Source organism: Colwellia sp. 5_MG-2023 (assembly GCF_030547795.1).
In the GTDB taxonomy this organism is placed as follows: Bacteria; Pseudomonadota; Gammaproteobacteria; order Enterobacterales; family Alteromonadaceae; genus Colwellia.
On sequence record NZ_JAUOPW010000028.1, the window covers coordinates 21,188 to 43,789 of the forward strand.

The 22,602-nt window shown below is 35.7% G+C and carries 20 protein-coding genes; 11 read left to right on the forward strand and 9 right to left on the reverse strand.

The annotated features are described in order from the left end of the window. Nucleotides 1-12 precede the first annotated feature (12 nt). On the reverse strand, nucleotides 13-2,085 hold the full coding sequence (ligA, locus tag Q4496_RS15275) for an NAD-dependent DNA ligase LigA (RefSeq protein ID WP_303602778.1): 2,073 nt from the start codon (nucleotides 2,083-2,085) through the stop codon (nucleotides 13-15). A gap of 83 nt (nucleotides 2,086-2,168) precedes the next feature. Beyond that, entirely contained in the window at nucleotides 2,169-3,269 is a 1,101-nt protein-coding gene (gene zipA, locus Q4496_RS15280; protein ID WP_303602777.1) for a cell division protein ZipA, read from the reverse strand. A gap of 241 nt (nucleotides 3,270-3,510) precedes the next feature. On the opposite strand from zipA, the gene cysZ reads away from it, so the two are divergent. Next, entirely contained in the window at nucleotides 3,511-4,278 is a 768-nt protein-coding gene (cysZ, locus tag Q4496_RS15285; RefSeq protein WP_215972655.1) for a sulfate transporter CysZ, read from the forward strand. Between the two features lie 131 nt (nucleotides 4,279-4,409). Then, nucleotides 4,410-4,778 (forward strand): hypothetical protein, encoded by a 369-nt coding sequence (locus tag Q4496_RS15290; RefSeq protein WP_215972656.1) that lies wholly within the window; start codon nucleotides 4,410-4,412, stop codon nucleotides 4,776-4,778. Nucleotides 4,779-4,879: 101 nt separating this feature from the next. Here Q4496_RS15290 and Q4496_RS15295 read toward each other — a convergent pair whose 3' ends face one another. Beyond that, on the reverse strand, nucleotides 4,880-5,020 hold the full coding sequence (locus Q4496_RS15295; protein WP_215972657.1) for a hypothetical protein: 141 nt from the start codon (nucleotides 5,018-5,020) through the stop codon (nucleotides 4,880-4,882). A gap of 496 nt (nucleotides 5,021-5,516) precedes the next feature. Here Q4496_RS15295 and tkt point away from each other — a divergent pair, with 496 nt between their 5' ends. Then, on the forward strand, nucleotides 5,517-7,505 hold the full coding sequence (tkt, locus tag Q4496_RS15300; RefSeq protein WP_303602776.1) for a transketolase: 1,989 nt from the start codon (nucleotides 5,517-5,519) through the stop codon (nucleotides 7,503-7,505). A gap of 123 nt (nucleotides 7,506-7,628) precedes the next feature. Then, nucleotides 7,629-8,681 carry an erythrose-4-phosphate dehydrogenase gene (epd, locus tag Q4496_RS15305; protein ID WP_303602775.1) on the forward strand — a complete coding sequence of 351 codons (1,053 nt, stop codon included), beginning with the start codon at nucleotides 7,629-7,631 and terminating at the stop codon, nucleotides 8,679-8,681. A gap of 149 nt (nucleotides 8,682-8,830) precedes the next feature. Here the strand turns inward: epd and pgi are convergent, their stop codons facing one another. Further along, on the reverse strand, nucleotides 8,831-10,471 hold the full coding sequence (gene pgi, locus Q4496_RS15310) for a glucose-6-phosphate isomerase (RefSeq protein ID WP_303602774.1): 1,641 nt from the start codon (nucleotides 10,469-10,471) through the stop codon (nucleotides 8,831-8,833). 271 nt (nucleotides 10,472-10,742) lie between these two features. Here pgi and Q4496_RS15315 point away from each other — a divergent pair, with 271 nt between their 5' ends. Then, nucleotides 10,743-11,768 (forward strand): LacI family DNA-binding transcriptional regulator, encoded by a 1,026-nt coding sequence (locus Q4496_RS15315; protein ID WP_215972661.1) that lies wholly within the window; start codon nucleotides 10,743-10,745, stop codon nucleotides 11,766-11,768. Between the two features lie 17 nt (nucleotides 11,769-11,785). On the opposite strand, the gene pspC is transcribed toward Q4496_RS15315, so the two are convergent. The 3 genes from pspC to pspA form a co-directional block, all read right to left on the reverse strand. Beyond that, nucleotides 11,786-12,235, reverse strand: coding sequence for an envelope stress response membrane protein PspC (gene pspC, locus Q4496_RS15320; protein ID WP_215972662.1), 450 nt, complete (start codon nucleotides 12,233-12,235; stop codon nucleotides 11,786-11,788). Next, a complete protein-coding gene (pspB, locus tag Q4496_RS15325; protein ID WP_303495826.1) occupies nucleotides 12,232-12,462 on the reverse strand; it encodes an envelope stress response membrane protein PspB in 231 nt (76 codons plus the stop codon). The genes pspC and pspB overlap by 4 nt, the downstream gene beginning before the upstream one ends. 130 nt (nucleotides 12,463-12,592) lie before the next feature. Continuing rightward, nucleotides 12,593-13,258: a phage shock protein PspA gene (pspA, locus tag Q4496_RS15330; protein WP_215972663.1), complete on the reverse strand. Its 666-nt coding sequence runs from the start codon at nucleotides 13,256-13,258 to the stop codon at nucleotides 12,593-12,595. Nucleotides 13,259-13,566: 308 nt separating this feature from the next. Here pspA and pspF point away from each other — a divergent pair, with 308 nt between their 5' ends. From pspF to Q4496_RS15360, 6 genes are read left to right on the forward strand one after another with little or no spacing between them, the layout of a single operon-like run. Beyond that, nucleotides 13,567-14,694 (forward strand): phage shock protein operon transcriptional activator, encoded by a 1,128-nt coding sequence (gene pspF, locus Q4496_RS15335; RefSeq protein WP_303610777.1) that lies wholly within the window; start codon nucleotides 13,567-13,569, stop codon nucleotides 14,692-14,694. Beyond that, nucleotides 14,687-16,363: an ABC transporter substrate-binding protein gene (locus Q4496_RS15340; RefSeq protein WP_303610774.1), complete on the forward strand. Its 1,677-nt coding sequence runs from the start codon at nucleotides 14,687-14,689 to the stop codon at nucleotides 16,361-16,363. The genes pspF and Q4496_RS15340 overlap by 8 nt, the downstream gene beginning before the upstream one ends. A gap of 2 nt (nucleotides 16,364-16,365) precedes the next feature. Next, nucleotides 16,366-17,394 (forward strand): ABC transporter permease subunit, encoded by a 1,029-nt coding sequence (locus Q4496_RS15345; protein ID WP_303610775.1) that lies wholly within the window; start codon nucleotides 16,366-16,368, stop codon nucleotides 17,392-17,394. Continuing rightward, nucleotides 17,384-18,277 (forward strand): ABC transporter permease subunit, encoded by an 894-nt coding sequence (locus Q4496_RS15350; protein WP_215972666.1) that lies wholly within the window; start codon nucleotides 17,384-17,386, stop codon nucleotides 18,275-18,277. Before Q4496_RS15345 ends, Q4496_RS15350 begins: the two co-directional genes overlap by 11 nt. Beyond that, a complete protein-coding gene (locus Q4496_RS15355; protein ID WP_215972667.1) occupies nucleotides 18,277-19,296 on the forward strand; it encodes an oligopeptide/dipeptide ABC transporter ATP-binding protein in 1,020 nt (339 codons plus the stop codon). The genes Q4496_RS15350 and Q4496_RS15355 overlap by 1 nt, the downstream gene beginning before the upstream one ends. Nucleotide 19,297: 1 nt before the next feature. Beyond that, entirely contained in the window at nucleotides 19,298-20,089 is a 792-nt protein-coding gene (locus Q4496_RS15360) for an ATP-binding cassette domain-containing protein (RefSeq protein ID WP_303610776.1), read from the forward strand. A gap of 46 nt (nucleotides 20,090-20,135) precedes the next feature. Here the strand turns inward: Q4496_RS15360 and Q4496_RS15365 are convergent, their stop codons facing one another. Both Q4496_RS15365 and hupB read right to left on the reverse strand, forming a co-directional pair. Continuing rightward, nucleotides 20,136-22,055, reverse strand: a complete 1,920-nt coding sequence (locus tag Q4496_RS15365) for a SurA N-terminal domain-containing protein (protein ID WP_215972669.1) — start codon at nucleotides 22,053-22,055, stop codon at nucleotides 20,136-20,138. 259 nt (nucleotides 22,056-22,314) lie between these two features. Then, nucleotides 22,315-22,590, reverse strand: coding sequence for a nucleoid-associated protein HU-beta (gene hupB, locus Q4496_RS15370; RefSeq protein WP_159821154.1), 276 nt, complete (start codon nucleotides 22,588-22,590; stop codon nucleotides 22,315-22,317). Nucleotides 22,591-22,602 lie beyond the last annotated feature (12 nt).

Below are 22,602 nucleotides of genomic sequence, written 5' to 3' on the forward strand. Positions count from 1 at the left end.
TTTTATTTAGGGTTAGTTATGCTTTGCTAATAAAGCAACTAAATCGTCTTCTGTTAACACAGTTACACCTAAGTCTTGCGCTTTTGCTAATTTTGAACCTGATTTTTCACCAGCTACTAAAAAATGTGTTTTTGATGAGATACTCCCTGAGACTTTAGCACCTAAAAGCTGTAAAGCCGCTTTCGCTTCACTTCGCCCCATTTGCCTTAGAGTACCTGTTAACACAAATGTTTGGTCTGTTAATGGTAATTCCTCAGCAGTTTTAACAACAATGTCAGGCCAAGTCATTATTGCATCTAATGCTAATACAACCGCTAAATTGTGCTCTTCTTTAAAAAAGTTAACAATGTTTTTAGCGACAACCGCGCCTACATCATCAACAGCTTGTAAAGCCTCAAAACTTGCTGTGCGAATCGCTGTTAAAGTGTAAAAATAATTAGCTAAGTTAGCTGCAGTCGCCTCACCAACTTCTCGAATACCAAGACCATAAATAAATTTAGCTAATGTTGTATGCTTTGCTTTTTCCACCGAGGCAATTAAATTTTTTGCTGATTTTGCCCCCATTCGATCCATAGTACTAATATCAATTTCAGTTAAACTGAATAAGTCTGCAGGTGTAGAAATAAGACCTTCATCAACCAATTGTTCTACTAATTTATCACCTAGACCATCAACATCATGCGCTTTACGCGAGGCAAAATGTTTAATTGCTTCTTTCCTTTGTGCTTGACAAAATAGCCCAGCAGTACACCTTAGAACAGCCTCACCTTCAACTTTACTCACTTTAGAATCACAAACCGGGCAGGTTTGTGGAAATATAACGTCTTTAGCATCCTCAGTACGTTTTTCAAGTACAACCGAGACAATTTGAGGTATAACATCACCAGCACGACGAATAATAACTGTATCACCAATTTTCAAACCTAAGCGTTCAATTTCACTTTGATTATGTAATGTAGCGTTTGATACCGTAACGCCGCCAACAAATACCGGTTTTAAACGAGCCACTGGTGTAATAGCCCCTGTGCGACCTACCTGAAACTCAACATCTTCAATAAGCGTTAATTCCTCTTGTGCAGGAAATTTATAGGCCATTGCCCATCGCGGTGCTCGTGCAACAAAGCCAAGTCGTTCTTGTAATAAAATATTATCTACTTTTAATACAGTGCCATCTATTTCATAACTAAGCTGCTCTCGTTTACTTAAAATATCTTGATAAAAGCTTTGCACTTGTTCCTGATCATCAAGTAAACGAACTTCAGGACACATAGGTAAACCTAATGACTTAATTTGACATAAGCGTTGGTAATGGGAGTTTTTCAAAAAACCTTGCTCACCTTCAGGTGCATTATTTACCGTTAAATCACCGACAAAGCCGAGACCATAAGCATAAAAGTCTAAATTACGTTTAGCGGTAACTTTTGAGTCCAATTGCCGTAGACTGCCTGCGGCAGCATTACGAGGATTAGCAAATGATTTTTCACCTTTCTTTATCGCCATTTCATTTAAGCGCTCAAAACTCGCTTTAGGCATAAAAACTTCCCCTCGAACTTCAATAATATCAGGGTAGTCAATACCACTTTCGCCATTAAGCCTTAGAGGAATAGACTTAATGGTACGAATATTCTCGGTAATATTTTCACCTATACTGCCATCACCTCTTGTTGCCGCTTGAACTAAAAAGCCTTGCTCATAACGTAAGCTTACTGCTAAACCATCAAGTTTTGGCTCTGCACAGATAACAAGTTTTTCATCACTATTTAATCGATCACGAATACGTTTAATAAACGCTTGCCACTCGTCTATTGAAAAGACATTATCAAGCGATAACATAGGTATTTGATGGGTAACTTGGCTAAAAGCTTTTAACGCTTGGCCTCCCACTTTTTGGCTAGGAGAGTCAAGTGTTTTCAGCTCTGGGTGCTCTTGCTCTATTGCTGTTAACTCGCGCATTAACCGATCATATTCAGCGTCAGGGACAGTTGGTTGATCAAGTACATAATATTGATGATTATAGTGATTAATGTCTTGATGAAGTTGTTTTACTTTTTCAAATAACACTTGTGGAAGGTCAGTTGTCGACATGGGGTATTAACTCAAAAAAAGGCAGAGAACGCTTGGAAAGAGTCACTGTTTAATATAATTAAACAGTGACTAAAAATTTATTATCAAAATCGAGCAAGGCGATGTTGTCTATCAAACTCACGAATTTTACTAACATAATGCTGCTCTGTTTGCTTAGTCATTATATTACGTTTGTCATCAAGTAATTGTGCATTAAATTCATTAGCTAGCTGCTTAGCGGCTAATAACATTTGATCAAACGCGGCAAAGGGGTCACCGGCATTAGGAAGAGTCATAAATAAGCTGACTCCTTGTGTTACAAATGTTTCCATGGTATCCAAATCAAAAGAGCCTGGATTTAGCATGTTAGCTAAACTAAAAGTAACAGGGCCATTACCAGCACTATCTTGATGACGATGAAAAATGTTCATTTCTCCATATTTCATGCCCAAGGTTAATAAACTAGGTAAAAGTGCAGCGCCTGACATTTGGTGATTATCAGGCATTACCACACTAAGAATAATCACTTGTGTATCGATATTATTATTAACTTCAGCTTCGTTAGGGCCAGTTTTTTCCTGTGCATTATCAGCAACATTAGTGTTTGGCACATTTTCATCATCAATAGATACACCTTCACCAAAATTAATTTCCATTTGGTTTCTTTTTATTTCTTCTTTAGATAATGATTCGACCGGCTTAGTTGGTGTAAATTTTTTACTGGCAACTTGACTAGTATTGCCTCTTGCAGGTTTTGCATTAGTTACAGGCTGTTGATACATTGGCTGTTCTAAAGAAATTTCTTTTTTCGCTTCTATTTCAACTTGTGCCTGACTATTTTTTTGCTTTTTTAATTCAACATCATGCTCCGAAACTTTTTCATTAACAGCAAAGTCATTGTATAGCTCTTGATGCTGGCCGTTATCTAGGTGATTAATTTCTTCGAGACTAATAGTTTGTTCAAAGTCTTTTTCACTTTCTACTTTAGGTTCATTAGCCTGCTTTAATACTTTTACTTGGCCTACACCATATTGATCAAAACCACTATCATCAAAATTTCTAGAGACTGGCTCAACTTTTTCCTTGCTGGTTTTAAGTTTATAAGGATTTTTTTGCTTGCGAATGGTCCATAAACCATGAATAAATATAGCAGCAATAATAAAACCGCTAAGAATAATTAATGCGTTTCTGAAGTTATCTTCCATTGTTATGCCTGTCTTGTAATTCTTTTTTAAGGAAAATTGTGATTATTATTATAGTCTTTCTTATCATACTCATGTTACCTCAAGATATTTAATTCAGCGAGAAAAAAGTATGATGAATAAAAATAAAATACCATATAAACTCTAACAGAAATAGTGCCACTTTGTAACAAGTTAGTACTGTAATTACATGCAATCAGACTTTATAATCAGTCGATTAATATTAAGGTGTTATTATTTATACATGTCTAGATATACAAACAAACAATTTACTAATAAAAATTCCCCTTTAGCGCTAAGTGGTGCCGGCTATTTATTCAAAGGTTTTGAGCTTATTCGTTTAAAAGGTATTCGTCGATTTGTTTTTATACCACTATTAGTTAATTTAGTGCTTTTTAGTTGTGCCTTCTATTATATATATAGAGAATTAGAACATTATATGCAGCTAATGATAGGGTGGTTACCAAGTTGGCTTGATTGGCTTAGCGCAGTGTTATGGCCTTTAGCTGTAATAACGGTATTAATAGTATTTTCTTTTTTATTTAGTACTGCGGCTAATTGGTTAGCTGCTCCCTTTAATGGTTTATTATCTGAAAAAATAGAACATTTGTTAGTAGGGGAAACTGGCCCAAGTGAGAGTATGTTAACCATCGTAAAAGATACCCCTAGAGCTTTAGGCCGAGAATGGACAAAACTCGTCTATTACATTCCTCGCGCTATTGGCTTTTTTGTTTTAATGTGGATATTACCAGTTATAGGGCAGGTTATTTGGTTTTTATTTGTTGCTTGGATGATGGCAATACAATATAAAGATTACCCTTTTGACAATCATAAAATTTCTTTTTTTGATATGAAGCAAGCATTAAAAAAACAACAAGGATTAAGTTATAGCTTCGGTATAACGGTTACAGTCTTTGCCATGATACCTATTGTTAACCTAATTATTATGCCTGTTGCTATTTGTGGTGCTACAGCCCTTTGGGTTGATCATTATCGTAAAGACTTTTTATAAAAACGAAAGGAAGTTCTTGCTCAATAAACGACTTCAATTTGTCAGTATTTTTTATTGCGCGTAACCTCGTACTCTAATAAAGAATCATCTATATTGATAATAGTTGCATTAAAGGAATAGGAGTTTATTACATGAAAGTAAAAAGTATAAGTAGATACAGCATATTAATTGCAGCTATTATATTTAATTTAAGTGCTATTTCGATGGCAAGTGAGATAAATAAAAGCCCTATTATTACCGTACCTGTGTTAAAAGATGCGCATATATTTGCTGACTTTACCGATACGCTTCCCGCTGTTGTTAATTATTATACTTTAGCCACTAAAGAACAAATTATCACTTATTATTCTCAGCAATTTGGCAAGCCTATTTCACAACAAAACACACAAAACTATTTAACCCTACTCTATCAACAAGAACAAAAAATGATTAGAATTGTTCTCTCTCAACAAGAAAATCAGCGTCAAGTTGATATTATAATAGAGTCAAATAAAAGTTAGCGTATATTCTATTAGGTTACTTTTATTAAAAAAAAGCCCTGTAATTCATTATGAATACAGAGCTTCATTAATTATTATTGATAAGACTATAGTCAATAACTTTATTCTGGTTCTATTTGTGCTGTTTTTACTTCCATGTCATCAGCGACTGAATTACTACTCAGTATTGCTGAAACGGTCATTACAAATACTGCAAAAATAACCGTTGTCAACTTTAACCCTTTAGGGGATGACTTTCGCATTTTAGCTACCTAATTTTTATTTTAATTTTATCTCTTACGTTAGTTGTCTATTCTTATTATTTTATAAACGTTCAATTTATGTACTTTTAATACAAAAACACAAAAAAACATTAATGTAAACAACCTGATTAAAAACTAAACTATTTGATTTCATAATTCAAGGCAATTATTGATTTTTCTATTATTTATTATGTTTTTACAAAAAAATTTATTAGTAAGGTCTAATTGTTATGTGCTGTGAGGACTTTTATCATTATTTACCCTATTTATTTTTTACAAAGGAATTAAAAACTAAATCCCTACCATATTTCAATTTCTTTATTTCTTAATAAAAATCAATATATATGTTTTTTTACACAAAAATTATACTTATCACCTTAAGTAACCGAAAAAAAGATAAAAAATTATGTAATATCATTTGCGATATATCTGATGGTAGGAGAAAATACGCGCAATTCAATTATACCCTTTTAATAAAAAGTAAATCGGAGCTAATATGTCGTCGCGTCAAGAACTAGCCAATGCAATTCGTGTTTTAAGCATGGATAGCGTACAGAAAGCAAAATCAGGACACCCTGGTGCCCCTATGGGGATGGCAGATATCGCTGAAGTTTTATGGCGTGATTTTTTAAAGCATAACCCTACTGACCCTAATTGGGCTGACCGTGACAGATTTATTCTTTCAAACGGCCATGGTTCAATGTTAATTTATTCTTTATTACATTTATCTGGTTATGATTTATCTATTGATGATTTAAAGAACTTCCGTCAATTACACTCTAAAACTCCTGGTCATCCTGAATATGGTTATACTCCTGGTGTTGAAACAACAACAGGTCCATTAGGCGCAGGTATTTCTAATGCCGTAGGTATGGCTATTGCTGAGAAGACTTTAGCTGCTCAATTTAACCGCGAAAATCATGACATAGTTGATCATTTTACTTATTGTTTCTTAGGTGATGGTTGTTTAATGGAAGGTATTTCTCATGAAGCTTGTTCATTAGCAGGTACGTTAGGATTAGGTAAATTAATCACTTTTTGGGATGACAATGGTATTTCTATTGATGGTCATGTTGAAGGTTGGTTTACAGATAACACGCCACAACGTTTTGAAGCTTACGGTTGGCACGTAATTAGTGTTGATGGCCATGATAGCGAAGCGATTGCAGCAGCAATTACTGAAGCAAAATCAGTGACAGACAAACCAAGTATGATTTGTTGTAAAACTATTATAGGTTTTGGCTCTCCAAATAAATCAGGCACACATGATTGTCACGGCGCACCATTAGGTGATGATGAGATAGCTGCCACACGCGAATTTTTAAACTGGCCACACGCACCATTTGAAGTACCAGAAAATGTATATTCACAATGGGATCAAAAAGCAAAAGGCGCAGCTAAGCAAGTAAGCTGGAATGAAAAATTCTCGGCTTACCAAGCGGCTTACCCAGAGCTAGCAAGTGAGTTTGAACGTCGTGTAATTAAAGGTGAATTACCACAAGATTTTGAAGAAAAAGCCAATGCATTTATTCAGCAATGTCATGAGAATGCTGAAAATATCGCGTCACGCAAAGCATCTCAAAATGCTATTGAAGCTTTTGGTCCTGTATTACCAGAAATGTTAGGCGGCTCTGCCGATTTAGCCGGTTCAAATTTAACCCTGTGGTCTGGCTCAAAAGGTATAGAAACTGATCCAGCTGGTAATTACATATTCTACGGTGTACGTGAATTTGGTATGAGCGGCATAATGAACGGTGTTTCATTACATGGCGGCTTCATCAACTACGGCGCTACTTTCATGATGTTTATGGAATATGCACGTAATGCTGTACGTATGTCTGCTTTAATGGGTATTCAAAATATCTTTGTTTACACCCATGATTCAATTGGTCAAGGTGAAGATGGTCCAACTCATCAGCCGATAGAGCAATTAACAAATTTACGTACTACACCTAATTTAACCACATGGCGACCATGTGATGCTACTGAGTCAGCTGTAGCTTGGAAAGCTGCGGTACAAAATCAAAAAGCACCTTCTGCTTTGATTTTCTCACGTCAAGGTTTACCTGCAATGGCCCGTAGTCAAGAGCAAGTAAACGATATTGCAAAAGGTGGTTATATTTTACAAAATTGTGAAGGAACTCCTGAGGTAATTCTTATTGCTACCGGTTCAGAAGTAGCATTAGCGATTGATTCAGCTAAATCACTGACAGAGCAAGGTACCAAGGTTCGTGTTGTATCTATGCCATCAACTAATGTTTTTGACGCACAAACAAGTGATTATAAAGAATCTGTATTACCTGCTAACGTTACTAAACGTGTTGCTATTGAAGCTGCTCATGTTGATTTTTGGGCTAAATATGTTGGTTTAAACGGCGCGGTAGTAGGTATGACTACTTTTGGTGAATCTGCACCAGGTAATGTATTACTTGAACACTTTGGCTTTACCGTTGATAACGTTATCAAAACAGTCAACGCGCTTTAAGCTTACAGCTTAGCTTTATACTTTAGCTTTATACTTTAGTAATAAGCAAGTAGAAAACGGTGGGCAAGAAATTGCCCACCTTACACATCTAGGTACAGTGAATAACATCACTTCAAGTAATTTATGATAAATATTGCTATTAACGGCTTTGGTCGTATTGGTCGAAGTATTGTTCGCTCGCTTTATGAAAGCGGTAGAAATAACACTTTCAGAATAGTTGCGATAAACGACTTAGCACCCGCAACCGGTATTGCTCATTTATTGAAATACGATACAACCCATGGACGGTTTGCTTTTTCTGTTGAACAAGAAGACGAAAAGCTATTTATTTCCAATAAAAGTACCTCACAAACTAACCAATTTAGAAATGAAATAGCATTACTTCATTTTGACAAAATTGAACAAATCCCTTGGCGTGAACACAAAATTGATATCGTTCTCGACTGTACAGGAAAATTTGGCAGTAAAGCCGATGGTTTAGCGCACATTAAACAAGGTGCTAAAAAAGTATTATTTTCTCATCCTTGCACCCAAGATATTGATGCAACCATTATTTATGGAATAAATCATCAAGAACTTACCAGTGATGACACGGTTGTATCAAATGGATCATGCACAACTAACTGCATAGTACCTGTAATAAAAGTGCTTGATGATGCCTTTGGTATTGAAAGCGGTACTATAACAACAATTCATTCTTCTATGCATGATCAACAAGTCATCGATGCTTATCACCCTGATCTACGACGTAGTCGTGCTGCTAGCCAGTCTATTATACCTGTTGATACAAAATTAGCGGTCGGCATTGAACGAATTTTACCTAAATTTAAAGGTAGGTTTGAAGCCATTGCTGTTCGAGTACCAACATTGAATGTTACAGCAATGGATTTAAGTGTTACGGTTAATGAAGATGTCAGTATTCATGCTATTAACCAAATAATACAGCAAGCTGAAGCAACACCATTAGCTCAACAAGGCTTACAAGGCATATTAGCTTATACCGAAGAAGCGCTAGTTTCTGTTGATTTTAATCACGATACCCATTCTTGTATCGTCGATGGTAATCAAACACGTGTTAGCCATAAACGTTTAGTTAAAATGCTAATCTGGAGTGACAATGAGTGGGGATTTGCAAATAGAATGTTAGACACTGCTCAAGCAATGGCCTCTATTTAGTCCTCATCACTGAGCTAACTAGTCAGTTAAACCGAATATTATAAAACAAAAAGCAGCCATGTAACTTATGACTGCTTTTTTATGATCTCAGTACCACTCTATAGGCTACTCATGCATAGAAATAAAATACTTAGAAAATACAGTGTTGTTTACTTAGCTTTTTGATAAAACTTCATTAAACTGGCTGTTGAACAATCATGCTTAGATGATATTGTATTGCTCTCTAATTCTTGCTGTATCTCAGCTGCTAACCCCTTACCTAATTCAACTCCCCATTGATCAAAAGAACATATTTGCAAGATAATTCCTTGAACAAATATTTTATGTTCATAGGCTGCAATTAAACTACCTAATGTTTTGGGATCAATACGTTTTAATAAAATAGTATTGGTTGGCCTGTTACCTTTATGTACTTTATGAGGAGCCACTTTATCAATATAGTCGGCTGTACGACCTTTTGCTTTAAGATCAGCCCTTACTTGTTCTTCGTTTACGCCAGCCATTAATGCTTGGGTTTGAGCAAAGAAGTTTGCCATTAACGTTTCGTGATGACCTTTTACCGGTGTCACACTTTCTACAGAGCCAATAAAGTCAGCAGGTACAACATTATTACTTTGATGCAGATATTGATAAAACGCATGCTGCCCATTAATTCCCAGCTCGCCCCAAATAGAAGGGACTGTCGCATAGTCAACTTCATCACCATCCCAAGTAACCGATTTTCCATTACTTTCCATTTCAGCCTGTTGTAAGTAAGCTGAAAGCATATGTAAAGTTTGATCATACGGTAGAATAGCTTGTGAGCGTGCGCCCAAAAAAGTGGTATTCCAAACACTAATTAACGCCATTATCACAGGCATATTATTACGTAATGGCGCGTTAATAAAATGTTGATCCATATCACTAGCACCATCAAGTAGCTCTTTAAATTTATCAAAGCCTAAATCGAGCGCAATTGCTAAGCCAATCGCTGACCATAATGAAAAACGTCCTCCAACCCAATCCCACATATCAAAAATGTTATCAGCTTCAATACCAAGACTCATAGCATTCTCTTTGTGAGCAGTAACAGCAACAAAGTGTTTCGCAACTGACTTCTCATCAAAGGACGCACTTGTTAACCACTTCATCGCTGTTTTTGCATTAGTCATAGTTTCGGTCGTTGTAAACGTTTTGCTTGATACAATAAACAAAACGTTTTGAGGATCTAGCGGCCTTAGAACTTCAACAATTTGAGCACCATCAACATTTGAAACATAATGAACGTTCACTGCGCCATCACTATAATGCTTAAGTGCTTCCGTCACCATTTGAGGGCCTAAATTAGAGCCGCCAACACCAATATTTACAATATCGGTAATACGCTTACCTGAATACCCCAACCAATGCCCTTGACGAACTTTATTTACAAACGCTTCCATTTTTATCAGTTGTTTATCGACTTGCTCGGTAATATTTTCGCCATCTAAAATTAATGCTTCGTCACTTTTACGGCGTAAAGCGGTATGTAAAACTGCTCGCTCTTCCGTTTTATTTATTTTTTCGCCAGTGAACATTTTAGTCCGCCATTGGCAGACTTCTGTTTCTTCAGCCAAATTCAATAAATTATCCATGGTTTCACAATCAATTAAATTTTTAGAGTAATCAAGTAACAAATTAGGCAACTCAATAGAGAATTTTTCAAAACGCTCTCCATCATTAGCAAATAAAGTATTCATATGCTGAGTTTTCTTATCTAACGCTAATTGTTGTAGTTTTTTCCAGCTAGGTAATATTTGACGATCTGACATAGTTGTTCCTGTAAATGACTCTCATGATGAGTAAAGTATTATGCTCGTACATAGTAAGGCTAACACATGACGAGATTATGTTTTTATAAACAATTATGGTACCCTACTCAAGAATGACAACGCTGTCAATTATTGGTTCTTAGCTTATTATGCTTTTACTGTGTATTTAATTAGATAAAAATAGTATTAGTTATTGCTGCATAGATAAAGAAGCACTACTCTACTGCTGTAGTAATGGCTGCTCTAAAAATAATAAAGGTTAAATGGATAGATGAAAGCAACAATTAATGATGTCGCCAGACTTTCGGGTGTTTCAATTAAAACCGTTTCACGTGTAATGAATAATGAACCTTCGGTTCGTCAAATTACCCGAGAAAAAGTACAGGAAGCGGTAAAAGAGCTGAATTATCAGCCAAATTTAGCGGCCCGAAACTTAGCAGGTACAAAATCTTTTACTATTGCCTATGTATATGACAACCCAAATGCTTATTATATTATTGATATGCAAGAAGGTATTTTATCTGCATGTCGTCAACAGGGTTTTGAGCTATTAATTAACCCCTGTGACTCCCAAAAGGAAGATATTACCGAAGATATTATTAATACAATAAAACATGCACGTGTTGCTGGTTTAGTATTAACACCACCATTTTCGGAACAACCTGAATTTGTGAAGCGTATTACTGCGCTTGATATAAAAGTAGTTCGCATTATGTCAGGAGACGTTGCACCTGATGAATTAAGTCCCTGTGTTATGGTAAACGATAGAGAGGCAGCACAAACGATCACCCAACACTTGATCGACTTAGGACATAAAAAAATTGGTTTTATTGCAGGTGGTGCTGAGCATATGTCTACGATTGAACGTTACAAGGGATATAGACAGGCATTAAAAGTTAATGATATAGCATTTAATAAGAATTTAGTGATTGAAGGTGAATACTCATTTGAATCTGGTGTAAATGGCGCTCAAAAATTAATGGCAAAAGAAGTAAGCCCAAGCAATACACCAACAGCAATATTTTCGTGTAATGATGAAATTGCCGCTGGTGCTTTATTTGCAGCTCGATTAATGAATATAAAAATACCTGAACAGCTATCAATTACTGGTTTCGAAAATAGCCCTTTTTCTCGTCAAACATGGCCAAAACTTACCACCGCTGATCAACCTAATAAACAAATAGCACATGATGCAGCAAGCTTATTAATTAGTCAGGTACGTAAACAAAAGGGAAGAAATGTTATAAGCCAGTACATTCCACAACTAATCGTTAGAGATTCTACTGGAGCCCCTTAGGTAGTAGCTAGGTATAATTACAGTTTATTAATTTCCCTAGCAACGCTAAACTCTGAAGATGTTACATACTGCTCAATACGTTGTAGTTGCTTCTCTAAAGAGCCAAACTTTCTTCGAATATCATGGAAAGCTTGTTTGGGTGGTTCACCTGATTGCCAAACTCTTGTTTTCACTTTAATTGATTCATTTTCATAATCGCTAGCTGATGGGGGAGTACCCCCTGATGAATCAGATTTTGACGACTCTGTCTGATGAAATTTATTAGACATCTTAGGGTCTTTATCAAGAATAAGCCAAGCCGCAATATAACCTAAAATTAAAAAAGGTATGCCAAAGAGCACCCCTGACACTACTAAAATTCGTACTAACCAAGTCTCCCAACCAAAATAATCTGCAATTCCCGCACAAATACCCGCTATTTTACCGCGCGAGGTATTTCGGTATAAGTCTCCCCCTTTAATCCTCATAATTTACTTCTCCATTCAGGAGTCTCTGCATCCAAGATTGCTTCTAGCGTTTTAATACGATCAGCCATTTTATCTGCCATCTCGGATAAATCAGATAACTGAATATACTCTTCTTCAGTCAAGCCTTGATTTACTTGTCCTTTACTACGGTAATGTAATATTAGCCAAATGGGGGCAACAATAACCATAAAAATAATGACTGGCGCCATAATGATCTCTTCCACGATACTCTCCTTAACTTTTTCTCTAACTTATTAGCTAACGGTTTAGCCATTGGAAGTAATAAATAAACTTATTACTTAAGGTTTAATTACGTTAAACCTTACACTTTAGAAATAATAACTAACTCGCTAATAGTTAATCCTGTTGTTTTTTCATTTTCGCTTTTAACGATGCAAGTTCATCATCAACTTTCTCGTTTGATTCAAGCTCTGCAATTTCATCAGCTAAAGATTTACTACCTAAATCATATGATTCAACTTGTGCTTCAATACCATCAATTTTACTTTCATAACGGTCAAAACGACTTAGTGCATCATTCACTTTGTTACTATCAATATTCTGCTTCACCTTTAAACGAGAATTTACAGTTTTTTCTCGCATAATAATCGCCTTTTGACGAGTTTTGGCATCTGCTAATTTATCTTGCAGTTGTGATATTTCATCTTGAAGTTTAGTAATATGCTCTTCAACATTCACAAGCTCTTGTAATAAAGATTGAGAGTTTTCAGTACTCTTTTTCTTTTCCATTAAAGCCGCTCTAGCTAAATCTTCACGATCTTTGCTTAGAGCTAATTCAGCTTTTTCTTGCCATTGTGCGGCCTCATTCTCAAAACGAGTTACTTGACGAGTTAGCTCTTTTTTATCCGCTAATGTTTTAGCAGAGCTAGAGCGTACTTCAACTAAAGTGTCTTCCATTTCTTGAATAATTAACCTTACCATTTTAGCTGGGTCTTCAGCTTTATCTAATAAATTATTGATATTAGAATTAATAATATCGGTAAACCTTGAAAAAATACCCATAACAACCTCTCTCTAGAATTAATAACTTCATTTAAACGTAAACCATCTATATTATACGCTTGTTGAAATTAGTATAAATTCGAATTTAAATTTATACTAAGTTATATTCATGTTTTACGCCAATATGACATAAAACATTAACCTTTTGTTTTAAAGAGTTTTTTTATAATATTAAAAAATTCTTTTCTATAACTAATTAATGAAATACACTATTTGTTAGTTAAATTAACTAATACCAAGTCTTTCCTGTTATTTCTTATCCAACAAGAATAAACTGTATGATATTGGTATCAATATTAGGTCAGGTAATGGGACGCTTTAATAAACAAGATAACTTGCTGGGACAATCAAATAGCTTTTTAGAAGTATTAGAGCAAATATCTCAAATTGCACCACTTAGTAAGCCAGTATTAATTATTGGTGAACGCGGAACAGGTAAAGAATTAGTTGCTGCTCGTTTACATTATTTATCAAAGCGCTGGGAGCAAAGTTATTTAAAACTCAATTGTGCCGCTTTAAATGAAAACCTACTTGAAACCGAGCTATTTGGCTATGACTCTGGTGCTTTCACTGGCGCAAGCAAACGTCATGAAGGTCGTTTTGAACGCGCCGACAATGGCACCTTATTTTTAGATGAAATTGCGAATACGTCAGGCTTAATACAAGAAAAGTTATTACGCGTAGTTGAGTATGGTGAATTTGAACGTGTAGGTGGCTCTCGTACAATAACTACTGATGTACGCCTCGTAGCAGCCACTAATGAAGATCTTCCATCATTAGCTGCATCAGGGCAATTCAGAGCAGATTTACTCGACCGCTTAGCATTTGATGTTATAACACTACCACCATTGCGTGAACGACTTGATGACATTTTAATGTTAGCAGAGCATTTTGCTATGACAATGGCACGTGAATTAGAGTTTGAATTATTTAGTGGTTTCACCGAAAAAGCGAAAAGAGCCATGCTTGAATACGCTTGGCCGGGTAATATTCGTGAGTTAAAAAATGTAATTGAGCGTAGTGTTTATCGCTGTAATAACCCGCACTTGCCTGTTAATGATTTAATTATTGACCCATTCGAATCTCCTTTTAGACCTAACCAGCGCATTAAAACCCATGATAGAGTCCATACACCACAACATGAGACAATAAGTGACAACGGCGTAGATTCGATTAACAATAAAAGTGACAAGAATACGAGTAATGAGATAATTCAGCCGGAATTAACCGCTACCACAGCACTAATAAACACTCAATTCCCTCAATCATTAAAGTCCTTATCACAAAATTACGAAATAGAATTGATTAAATCAGCTTTGGCGCACTGTCAATATAATCAAAAGAAAACCGCACAAGCACTAGAATTAACCTATCATCAACTAAGAGGTTATTTAAAAAAATACAATTTGCTTGATGGTAATGACACTGATGAATAAAATTAAGGTTAATCTACTTGCTTGCCTGAGCCTTTTCGCATTATCCGCGTGTTATGATGAAAGCACAGTTTCATTAGATGAACACAGTGTTATATATTGTGCGGAAGGCTCTCCTGAAACATTTAACCCGCAATTAGTAACATCTGGTACCACCATTGATGCTACATCGAATCAGTTATACGATCGTTTATTGAGTTATCAAGGAAAAGAGAATACGCTTACACCTGCAATAGCAAAAGCTTGGCATGTAACAAAAAACGGTAAAAAGATCACTTTCTATTTACGTAAAAATGTTGCTTTTCATCAAACAGAATATTTTACACCAAGCCGATTTCTAAATGCTGACGATATTATTTTTAGTTTTAATCGTATTTTAAATAAAAATCATCCATTTCATTATGTATCAGGCGGTGATTATCCCTTTTTTCAAAATATTGAGTTTAATAGCCTAGTAGAAAAAATAGAAAAAATAAATGATCATACTGTTCGCTTTCATTTAACTCATCCTGATAATTCCTTTCTTGCCAATTTAGCAACTGATTATGCGGTTATTTTATCCGCCGAATATGCTGAACAACTAAGTAAACAACAAAGAAAAAGCAATATAGATACCGATCCTATAGGCACTGGGCCATTTAAATTAAAAGAATATCGCATTGGCTCTTTTATTCGTTATTACCGTCACGAACAATATTGGCGAGAGCCGGTAAAAATTGAACAATTAGTTTTTGATATCACGCCAAGTAATACTGGAAGGCTAACAAAGTTACTAGCAAAAGAATGTGATATATCAGCTTACCCTATTGCCCATAATAAAATAGGTGAAAATAAAAGCTTAACCTTAGAGTCAATTACCGCATTAAATGTCGGCTATTTTGGCTTTAATATTAAAAAGCCACCTTTTGATAATAAACTGGTTCGCCAAGCGGTTAGTTATGCTATTAATAAAAAAGTATTACTCGATACCGTTTATAAAGGTAAAGCAGTATTAGCAAAATCGATACTACCGAATACCTCTTGGGCATTTGACGATACGATTCCAACTCATGAATTTAATCCTGTGCTGGCAAAAAGCCTATTAAATACGGCAGGGTTTCCTCAAGGATTCACTATGGATTTATGGGCTATGCCGGTACAAAGACCTTATAACCCTAATGCAATAACAATGGCTAAACTTATACAAGCCGATCTAAATGATATTGGAATTAAAGTTAACATTGTTTCTTATGAATGGAATACTTTCTTAAACCGCTTAAAGCTTGGCGAACATCAGAGCTTTTTATTAGGTTGGTCAGCTGATCATCCAGATCCTGATAACTTTTTCTCTCCTATGCTAAGCTGCTCTGCAAGTAATACAGGGAGTAATACCACTTTTTGGTGTAACCAAGAATATGATGATATTATTCAAAAAGCCTTACAAACAACTGACTTAAGTCAAAGAAAAAAATTCTATTCCCAAGCAATGAAAATTATAGAAGAGGAAATCCCTTTAATTCCCATTGCTCATTCAAAACGTTATCAAGCACGTAATAAAGAAATTACGGGTGATATCCTAGCAGCCTTTGGGGGTATTAATTTTTATCATATAGATAAAAATAAAAAAACGCCCCTAAGTGCAAAAACTAACAACGCAGTGAAAGTGGCTCAACCTAATGTAGGTGAAAATTAATCATGTTAATTTTCACTTTACGTAGATTAAGCTTATTTATTTTTACAATGTTAGTACTAACATTATTATCTTTTAGCTTAAGTTTTTTATTTCCAGGTGATTCAATCATCAACATCTCGGGTGCTATTAACGCAACCCCTGCTCAATTAATAGAAATAGAAAAACATTACCACACTGAAAGTAATATCTTTTGGCAATATATTACTTATCTACATAACATTGTTAATGGCGAGTTAGGTATTTCAATGGCAAGTCAATCTGATATAGCCACGGAAGTGCTCAACCTATTACCTGCAACTATTGAACTTAGTTTGGTTGCTTTATTTATTGCAATGTTTATTGGTATTCCACTTGGTTTTATTGCGGCAATAAAACACAACAAAACCACTGATAATATTATCGTATCAGTTTCAATGTTGGGCTATTCAATCCCCGTATTTTGGCTAGGTATATTGGCTATTTTAACCTTTTCGATAAACTTAGGCTGGTTGCCATCAGCCGGACAGATTAGTTTATTGTTTGAAATTGAGTTGATAACTGGTATTCAATTTATTGATATATTACTCAGTGATAGCCCTTATAAATGGCAAGCTTTTAGTGATGCCACCGCACATATTATACTACCTGCTTGTGTTATTGCTGTAGCTCCTGCCACTATATTTATTCGCTTAGCTAGAACATCAATGATAGAGGTTTTAGAAACAAGCTATATTCGAGCAGCAAATGCAAAAGGTTTAACCTTTCGACAAATGATATTTCGCCATGCGATCAGAAATGCGCTAATACAAATAATTCGTCACGTTGGTTTACAGTTTGCCAACCTGGTAACGATTGCCATGGTCACCGAAGTTATTTTTAGTTGGCCTGGTATAGGCCGTTGGCTCATCGAAAGTATTTACCAACGAGACTATACCGCGATACAAAGTGGCTTGTTGGTGCTGTCGTGTTTTATTTTTATCGTGCACATTTTAACTGACTTTATCTATGCTGCGTTAAATCCACTAGCCCGAGGTAATAAGTATGGCTCGTGATAAAATTTATTTAGAAGAGATATTCCCTTCACCTTTTATGCAGCTTTGGCAGGTTTTTCGTAAAACACCTTCTGCAATGGCAGGATTGAGCTGTTTTATATTCTTAATAATTTTAGCTGTTTTTGCACCAATACTAGCACCACATTCACCAATTGATGGTCAACTAGATATGCTATTATTACCTCCTGCTTGGCACCCTGATGGAAATATAAGTTATTTACTTGGTACTGATGAACTTGGCCGAGATATGCTTTCTCGCTTAATGTATGGTACTTCTTTAACCTTTGGCCTAAGCTTTATTGTAGTTATTACATCACTTATTATTGGTGTTGTTATTGGCTCCTTATCAGCATTAACCACAGGGATAAAATCAAGCTTCCTCAATCACTGTTTGGATGTCATCTTATCTATTCCTTCATTGTTATTGGCTATCATCATTGTTGCTATATTAGGACCTGGTATTAGCAATACCGTATGGGCTGTAGTGATAGTACTTATACCTCAGTTTATTCACATTACACGTTACGCCGTAAAAGAAGAATCGCGTAAAGATTATGTACTTGCATCGCGGCTAGATGGTGCAAGTCCTTTTAGAATATTGTATTACTCTATTTTTCCAAATATTGTCGATCGAGTAATGAGTCAGGCAACCTTAGCACAATCAGCCGCTATTTTAGATATAGCTACATTAGGTTTTTTAGGCTTAGGTGCTCAAATTCCACTACCGGAATGGGGAGCAACATTAGCTAACGGTTTAGATTTATTTTACATAGCCCCTTGGACAGTATATTTGCCAGGTTTAGCTATTTTGTTTGCTGTTATAGTTACCAACCTTGTTGGTGAAGGTATTCGCCATTCTCTTAAGCTTCGCAAGGACAAGTAATGAATTTACTCGACATTAGAAACTTATCCATTGAACTTATCAGTGAAAATAAAAATATTTTAGCGGTTGATAAAGTTAGCCTGATCATGAAAGAAGGCGAAGTTCGTGGGTTAGTTGGGGAATCCGGCTCTGGTAAATCACTTTTAGCACAAGCAATTGTTGGTGTACTAAACGACAAATGGAAAGTACATGCTGATAGGTTCCATTGGCGAGGTGTCGATTTATTGCGTTTATCTATTGCGGAGCGTAAAGCGCTTATATCGCGAGATATTGCTATGATATTCCAGGAGCCTATGGCCTGTTTAGATCCAACAACCACCATCAAAAACCAATTAGCTGAAGCGATTGATACTAGTTCACTCACCGGTTTTTTCTGGCAGAAACAGCGACAGCGTAATGAGGCAGCTATTAAATTATTACATAAGGTCGGCATAAAAAAACATAACGCTTGCCTTAACAGTTACCCACATCAATTAACAGATGCGCTATGTCAGCGCGTTATGATCGCTATAGCCCTAGCTAGAAGGCCGATATTATTAATTGCAGATGAACCTACTGCAGCAATGGAGAATACAAATCAGGGGCAAATATTTAGGCTGTTGGCTAGTTTAAATCAATTAAAAAACATGTCGATATTATTAATTAGTCATGATTTAGAAAATATTACACATTGGACACATAAGATAACAGTGATGTACAGCGGACAATTCGTTGAAGCTGGAACTACTGAACAAATATTCAAAAATCCATTACACCCATACACTAAAGCTTTAGTTGATAGTAGCCCGAGTGCAAATATAGAGTTGCCTGCTAAATCAAGATTAATGGCATTACCTGGTACTATTCCAATTTTGCAACATCTTCCTATTGGCTGTCGTTTAGGGCCACGTTGTCCAAGAGCCCAACAAGCCTGTGTACAAGCACCGACAATCACTAGCTTTCATGATCATAAAGTTAGTTGCCACTACCCTTTAATACCGACAAAAGCTAAACGTAAAGCTATTAAAGAGGTATGTTAAAATGACAGAATTACTTAAAGTTGAAGAGTTAAGCAAGTCTTATCAGCAGAAAGGCTTTTGGTTTAAAAAGAAAGTTATTATTGCATTAGAGCCTATTTCTTTCAGTATTGAAGCGCATAAGACTTTAGCTATTATTGGTGACACAGGCTCAGGAAAATCGACACTTGCTAAATTATTAGTCGGAGCAGAGCCAGCCAGTAGCGGTCATATTTACCTGAATGGCAAAAAACTACATGATAGTAGTTATAAAGAAAGATGTCAGCATATTCGTATGATTTTTCAAGACTCAGGGACAACTCTCAACCCTAGCCTAACTATTTTACAACTATTAGATGAGCCGCTTAAACTCAACACAACATTTAATGAAAAAAAACGCCAAGAGCTGATCAGGGTTACCCTACAACAAGTTGGTTTATTAGGCGATCATATGAATTTTTATCCTCATATGTTTTCTGGTGGGCAAAAACAACGTATATCCCTTGCTAGAGCAATTATTTTACAGCCTCAAGTAATCATACTGGACGAGGCATTAGCAGCACTTGACCCTTCATTACGCTCTCAAATGATTAATTTATTATTAGATCTACAACAACAAATGGGGCTTGCCTATATACTCATATCCCATAATTTGGGTATTATTCGCCATTTTAGTGATGAAGTTTTAGTGTTATCACACGGGAAGGTAGTTGAATCAGGAAAAACAATGGAGGTTATGAATAAACCTCAGCATAAAGTCACGCAAAGATTATTAATGAATCAAAACTTTCAACTGAGATCTAGAACCGTAAAATAATATCAATGAAAAGTAGCGAGCTTTGTTACTCGCTACTTACTACCAACTAAAAGCTCGTTGGCGCTGCCACTGTATTTATCTTTATCTTTGCATCTAACTTTAATGAATCAACATAGCTTGCGTAAGCAGACTGCGCTAATTGAGAAGTTTGTTGCTGAGAAAGCTGCGGGTTATCAATAATAACTTTTGGTACATTCACTGCTTTTAGCTCTACTAGAGCCAAATCACCGTTACTTAAAGCAACTGAAGAGGCAGAAATACTCCCATCAACAGGGTGTGGTAATACAAATGCTTCACGAGTGATACTTTGATCTATATCTGTACCATAACGTGTCATATTTTCTTTGCTAGTAAAGCTTGCATAGTTTTCAAGTAACTGTTCAGTAATATCTTCACCCGCTTTAAACTTCGCAAGTAAATCATTTACTGTTGTCTGAGCTTTTTCTGTCGCTTTTTGAGAGACTAAAATAGCTTTTATTTGCTCTTCAACTTCAGCAAGAGGTTTAACATTCGCTTCTTGGTATTCATTTAAGCGTAATACTAATGAAACACTATCGCTTACTTCAATCACATCAGAATTCATATTATCTTGTAAAACTATATCTGAAAACGCTGCCTCAATAACTTTAGCATTATCAAAAGGTGCAGCATTGCCTGTAGGAGATAACCAAGAAGAAGTTTCTACAGTAGCATTCACTTCACTTGCTGCATCTTCTAAACTGTCAGGAAACTCAAAGCTAATACGCGCCATTTCTTGCGTTAAGGTGTAAAACTGCTCTTGAGCTTTATCACTACTTACCTTGATGTATAGCTCATCTTTAACGTCAGCTAAACTCTGAATTTCTTCAGGCTTAAGGTCAGTCAATTTAATGACATGATAGCCAAAGCTTGATTTAACAAGCCCTGTTGTATCACCAACAGTCGTTAATTCAAATGCGGCTTCATCAAAAGCCTCTCCCATCACGCCACGTTCTATATAATCTAAATCACCACCATTTTCACCGCTAAAAGTATCAGTAGATAACGCTTTAGCTAATTCGGCAAAATCTTCACCGGCAGATAAACGAGCTAATACAGTTTCAGCTTGAGCTTTAGCTGCTGCTTCGCTGTCATCATCACCTTCAGTAAAGCCAATTAAAATATGTGAAACACGACGTTGTTCTGCTTGGGTAAAGCTTGCAATGTTATCTTGATAATATGTTTCAACATCACTGTCAGACACTTCAATATTTTTAGCAATATCATCAACAGCTAAACGAATATAATTTACTTTAACTTTTTCTTTATTTTCAAAACGTATTTGATTCGTTTGATAGTAAGTTTTAATTTCTTCTTCACTTACCTCAACACCGGCTTCAAACTGTTTAGCTGATAGCGTTGCATAACGAATATCACGTGTTTGACCTTGCAAGTTTTGTTGTAGTTTTTCTTGGTAAGGTAAATTAAATTCTGTAGCTACTAGTGCTTGTGATAACTGACTACGCGTCATTTCTACACGTAGGTAATCACGAAAGCTAGACGACTGATAAAAACCGGCTTGATTAATAACCGCTAAATAACGATTGTTATCAAAAACACCATCCACCTGAAATTCAGGCATTACACGAATAGTCTCTTTAATGCGCTCATCTGAAACACGTATTGCAAGATCTTCTGCACTTTGATCTATTAATTTTTGATTAATTAAATTATCTAATACGCCTTGACGAAAGTTAGCCATATAGTTAGCGTCATTCGATAATGTATCAAACATTTCACCAAACTGTTGAGCCATACGATTGCGCTGTGCTTGATATGCTCTATCAAACTCTTGTTGACTTATTTTTTCGCCATTAACCGTTGCGACAGAAGTATCTACAGAATTAGTGTAGCTACCCAGACCTGCAACAGCGAAGGTTAGTATAATAAGACCAAGGATTATTTTGGCTGTTAAGCCCTGCGAGCTTTCTCTAATATCTTCTAGCATTTTTTTCTCTTATCTCCAAAGCCGATTTTTTAAAATCGATAAATATTAAACCGATAAAAAATATCGATACTTAAGCTATAGTTTTTGTTGCTCGCGATTTTAGCAGATGCGGACCATCGCTTGAAGTGCAAGATGTGTTTTATTTGATTAAATTATTTATAAATAATTTAATCAAATAAATTAAAAGCAAAAGACCACCTAAAGGTGGTCTTTAAATATATCTTTAATATAAAATCACGAAATGTAATTAATTATATTATTAGCTATTACAAGCATCTTTTAATGCTTTACCCGCTTTGAAAGATGGGATTTTAGCTGCAGCGATTTGAATAGTTGCACCAGTTTGTGGGTTACGGCCAGTACGTGCTGCACGGTCACGTACAGAGAAAGTACCAAAACCAACTAAAGCAACTTGCTCACCACTTTGTAATTCTTCAGTTACAGCGCCAATAAATGAATCTAATGCGCGACCCGCAGCAGCTTTTGAAATGTCAGCGCCTTCAGAAATTTTCTCGATAAGTTGAGATTTATTCACAGTGTATACCCC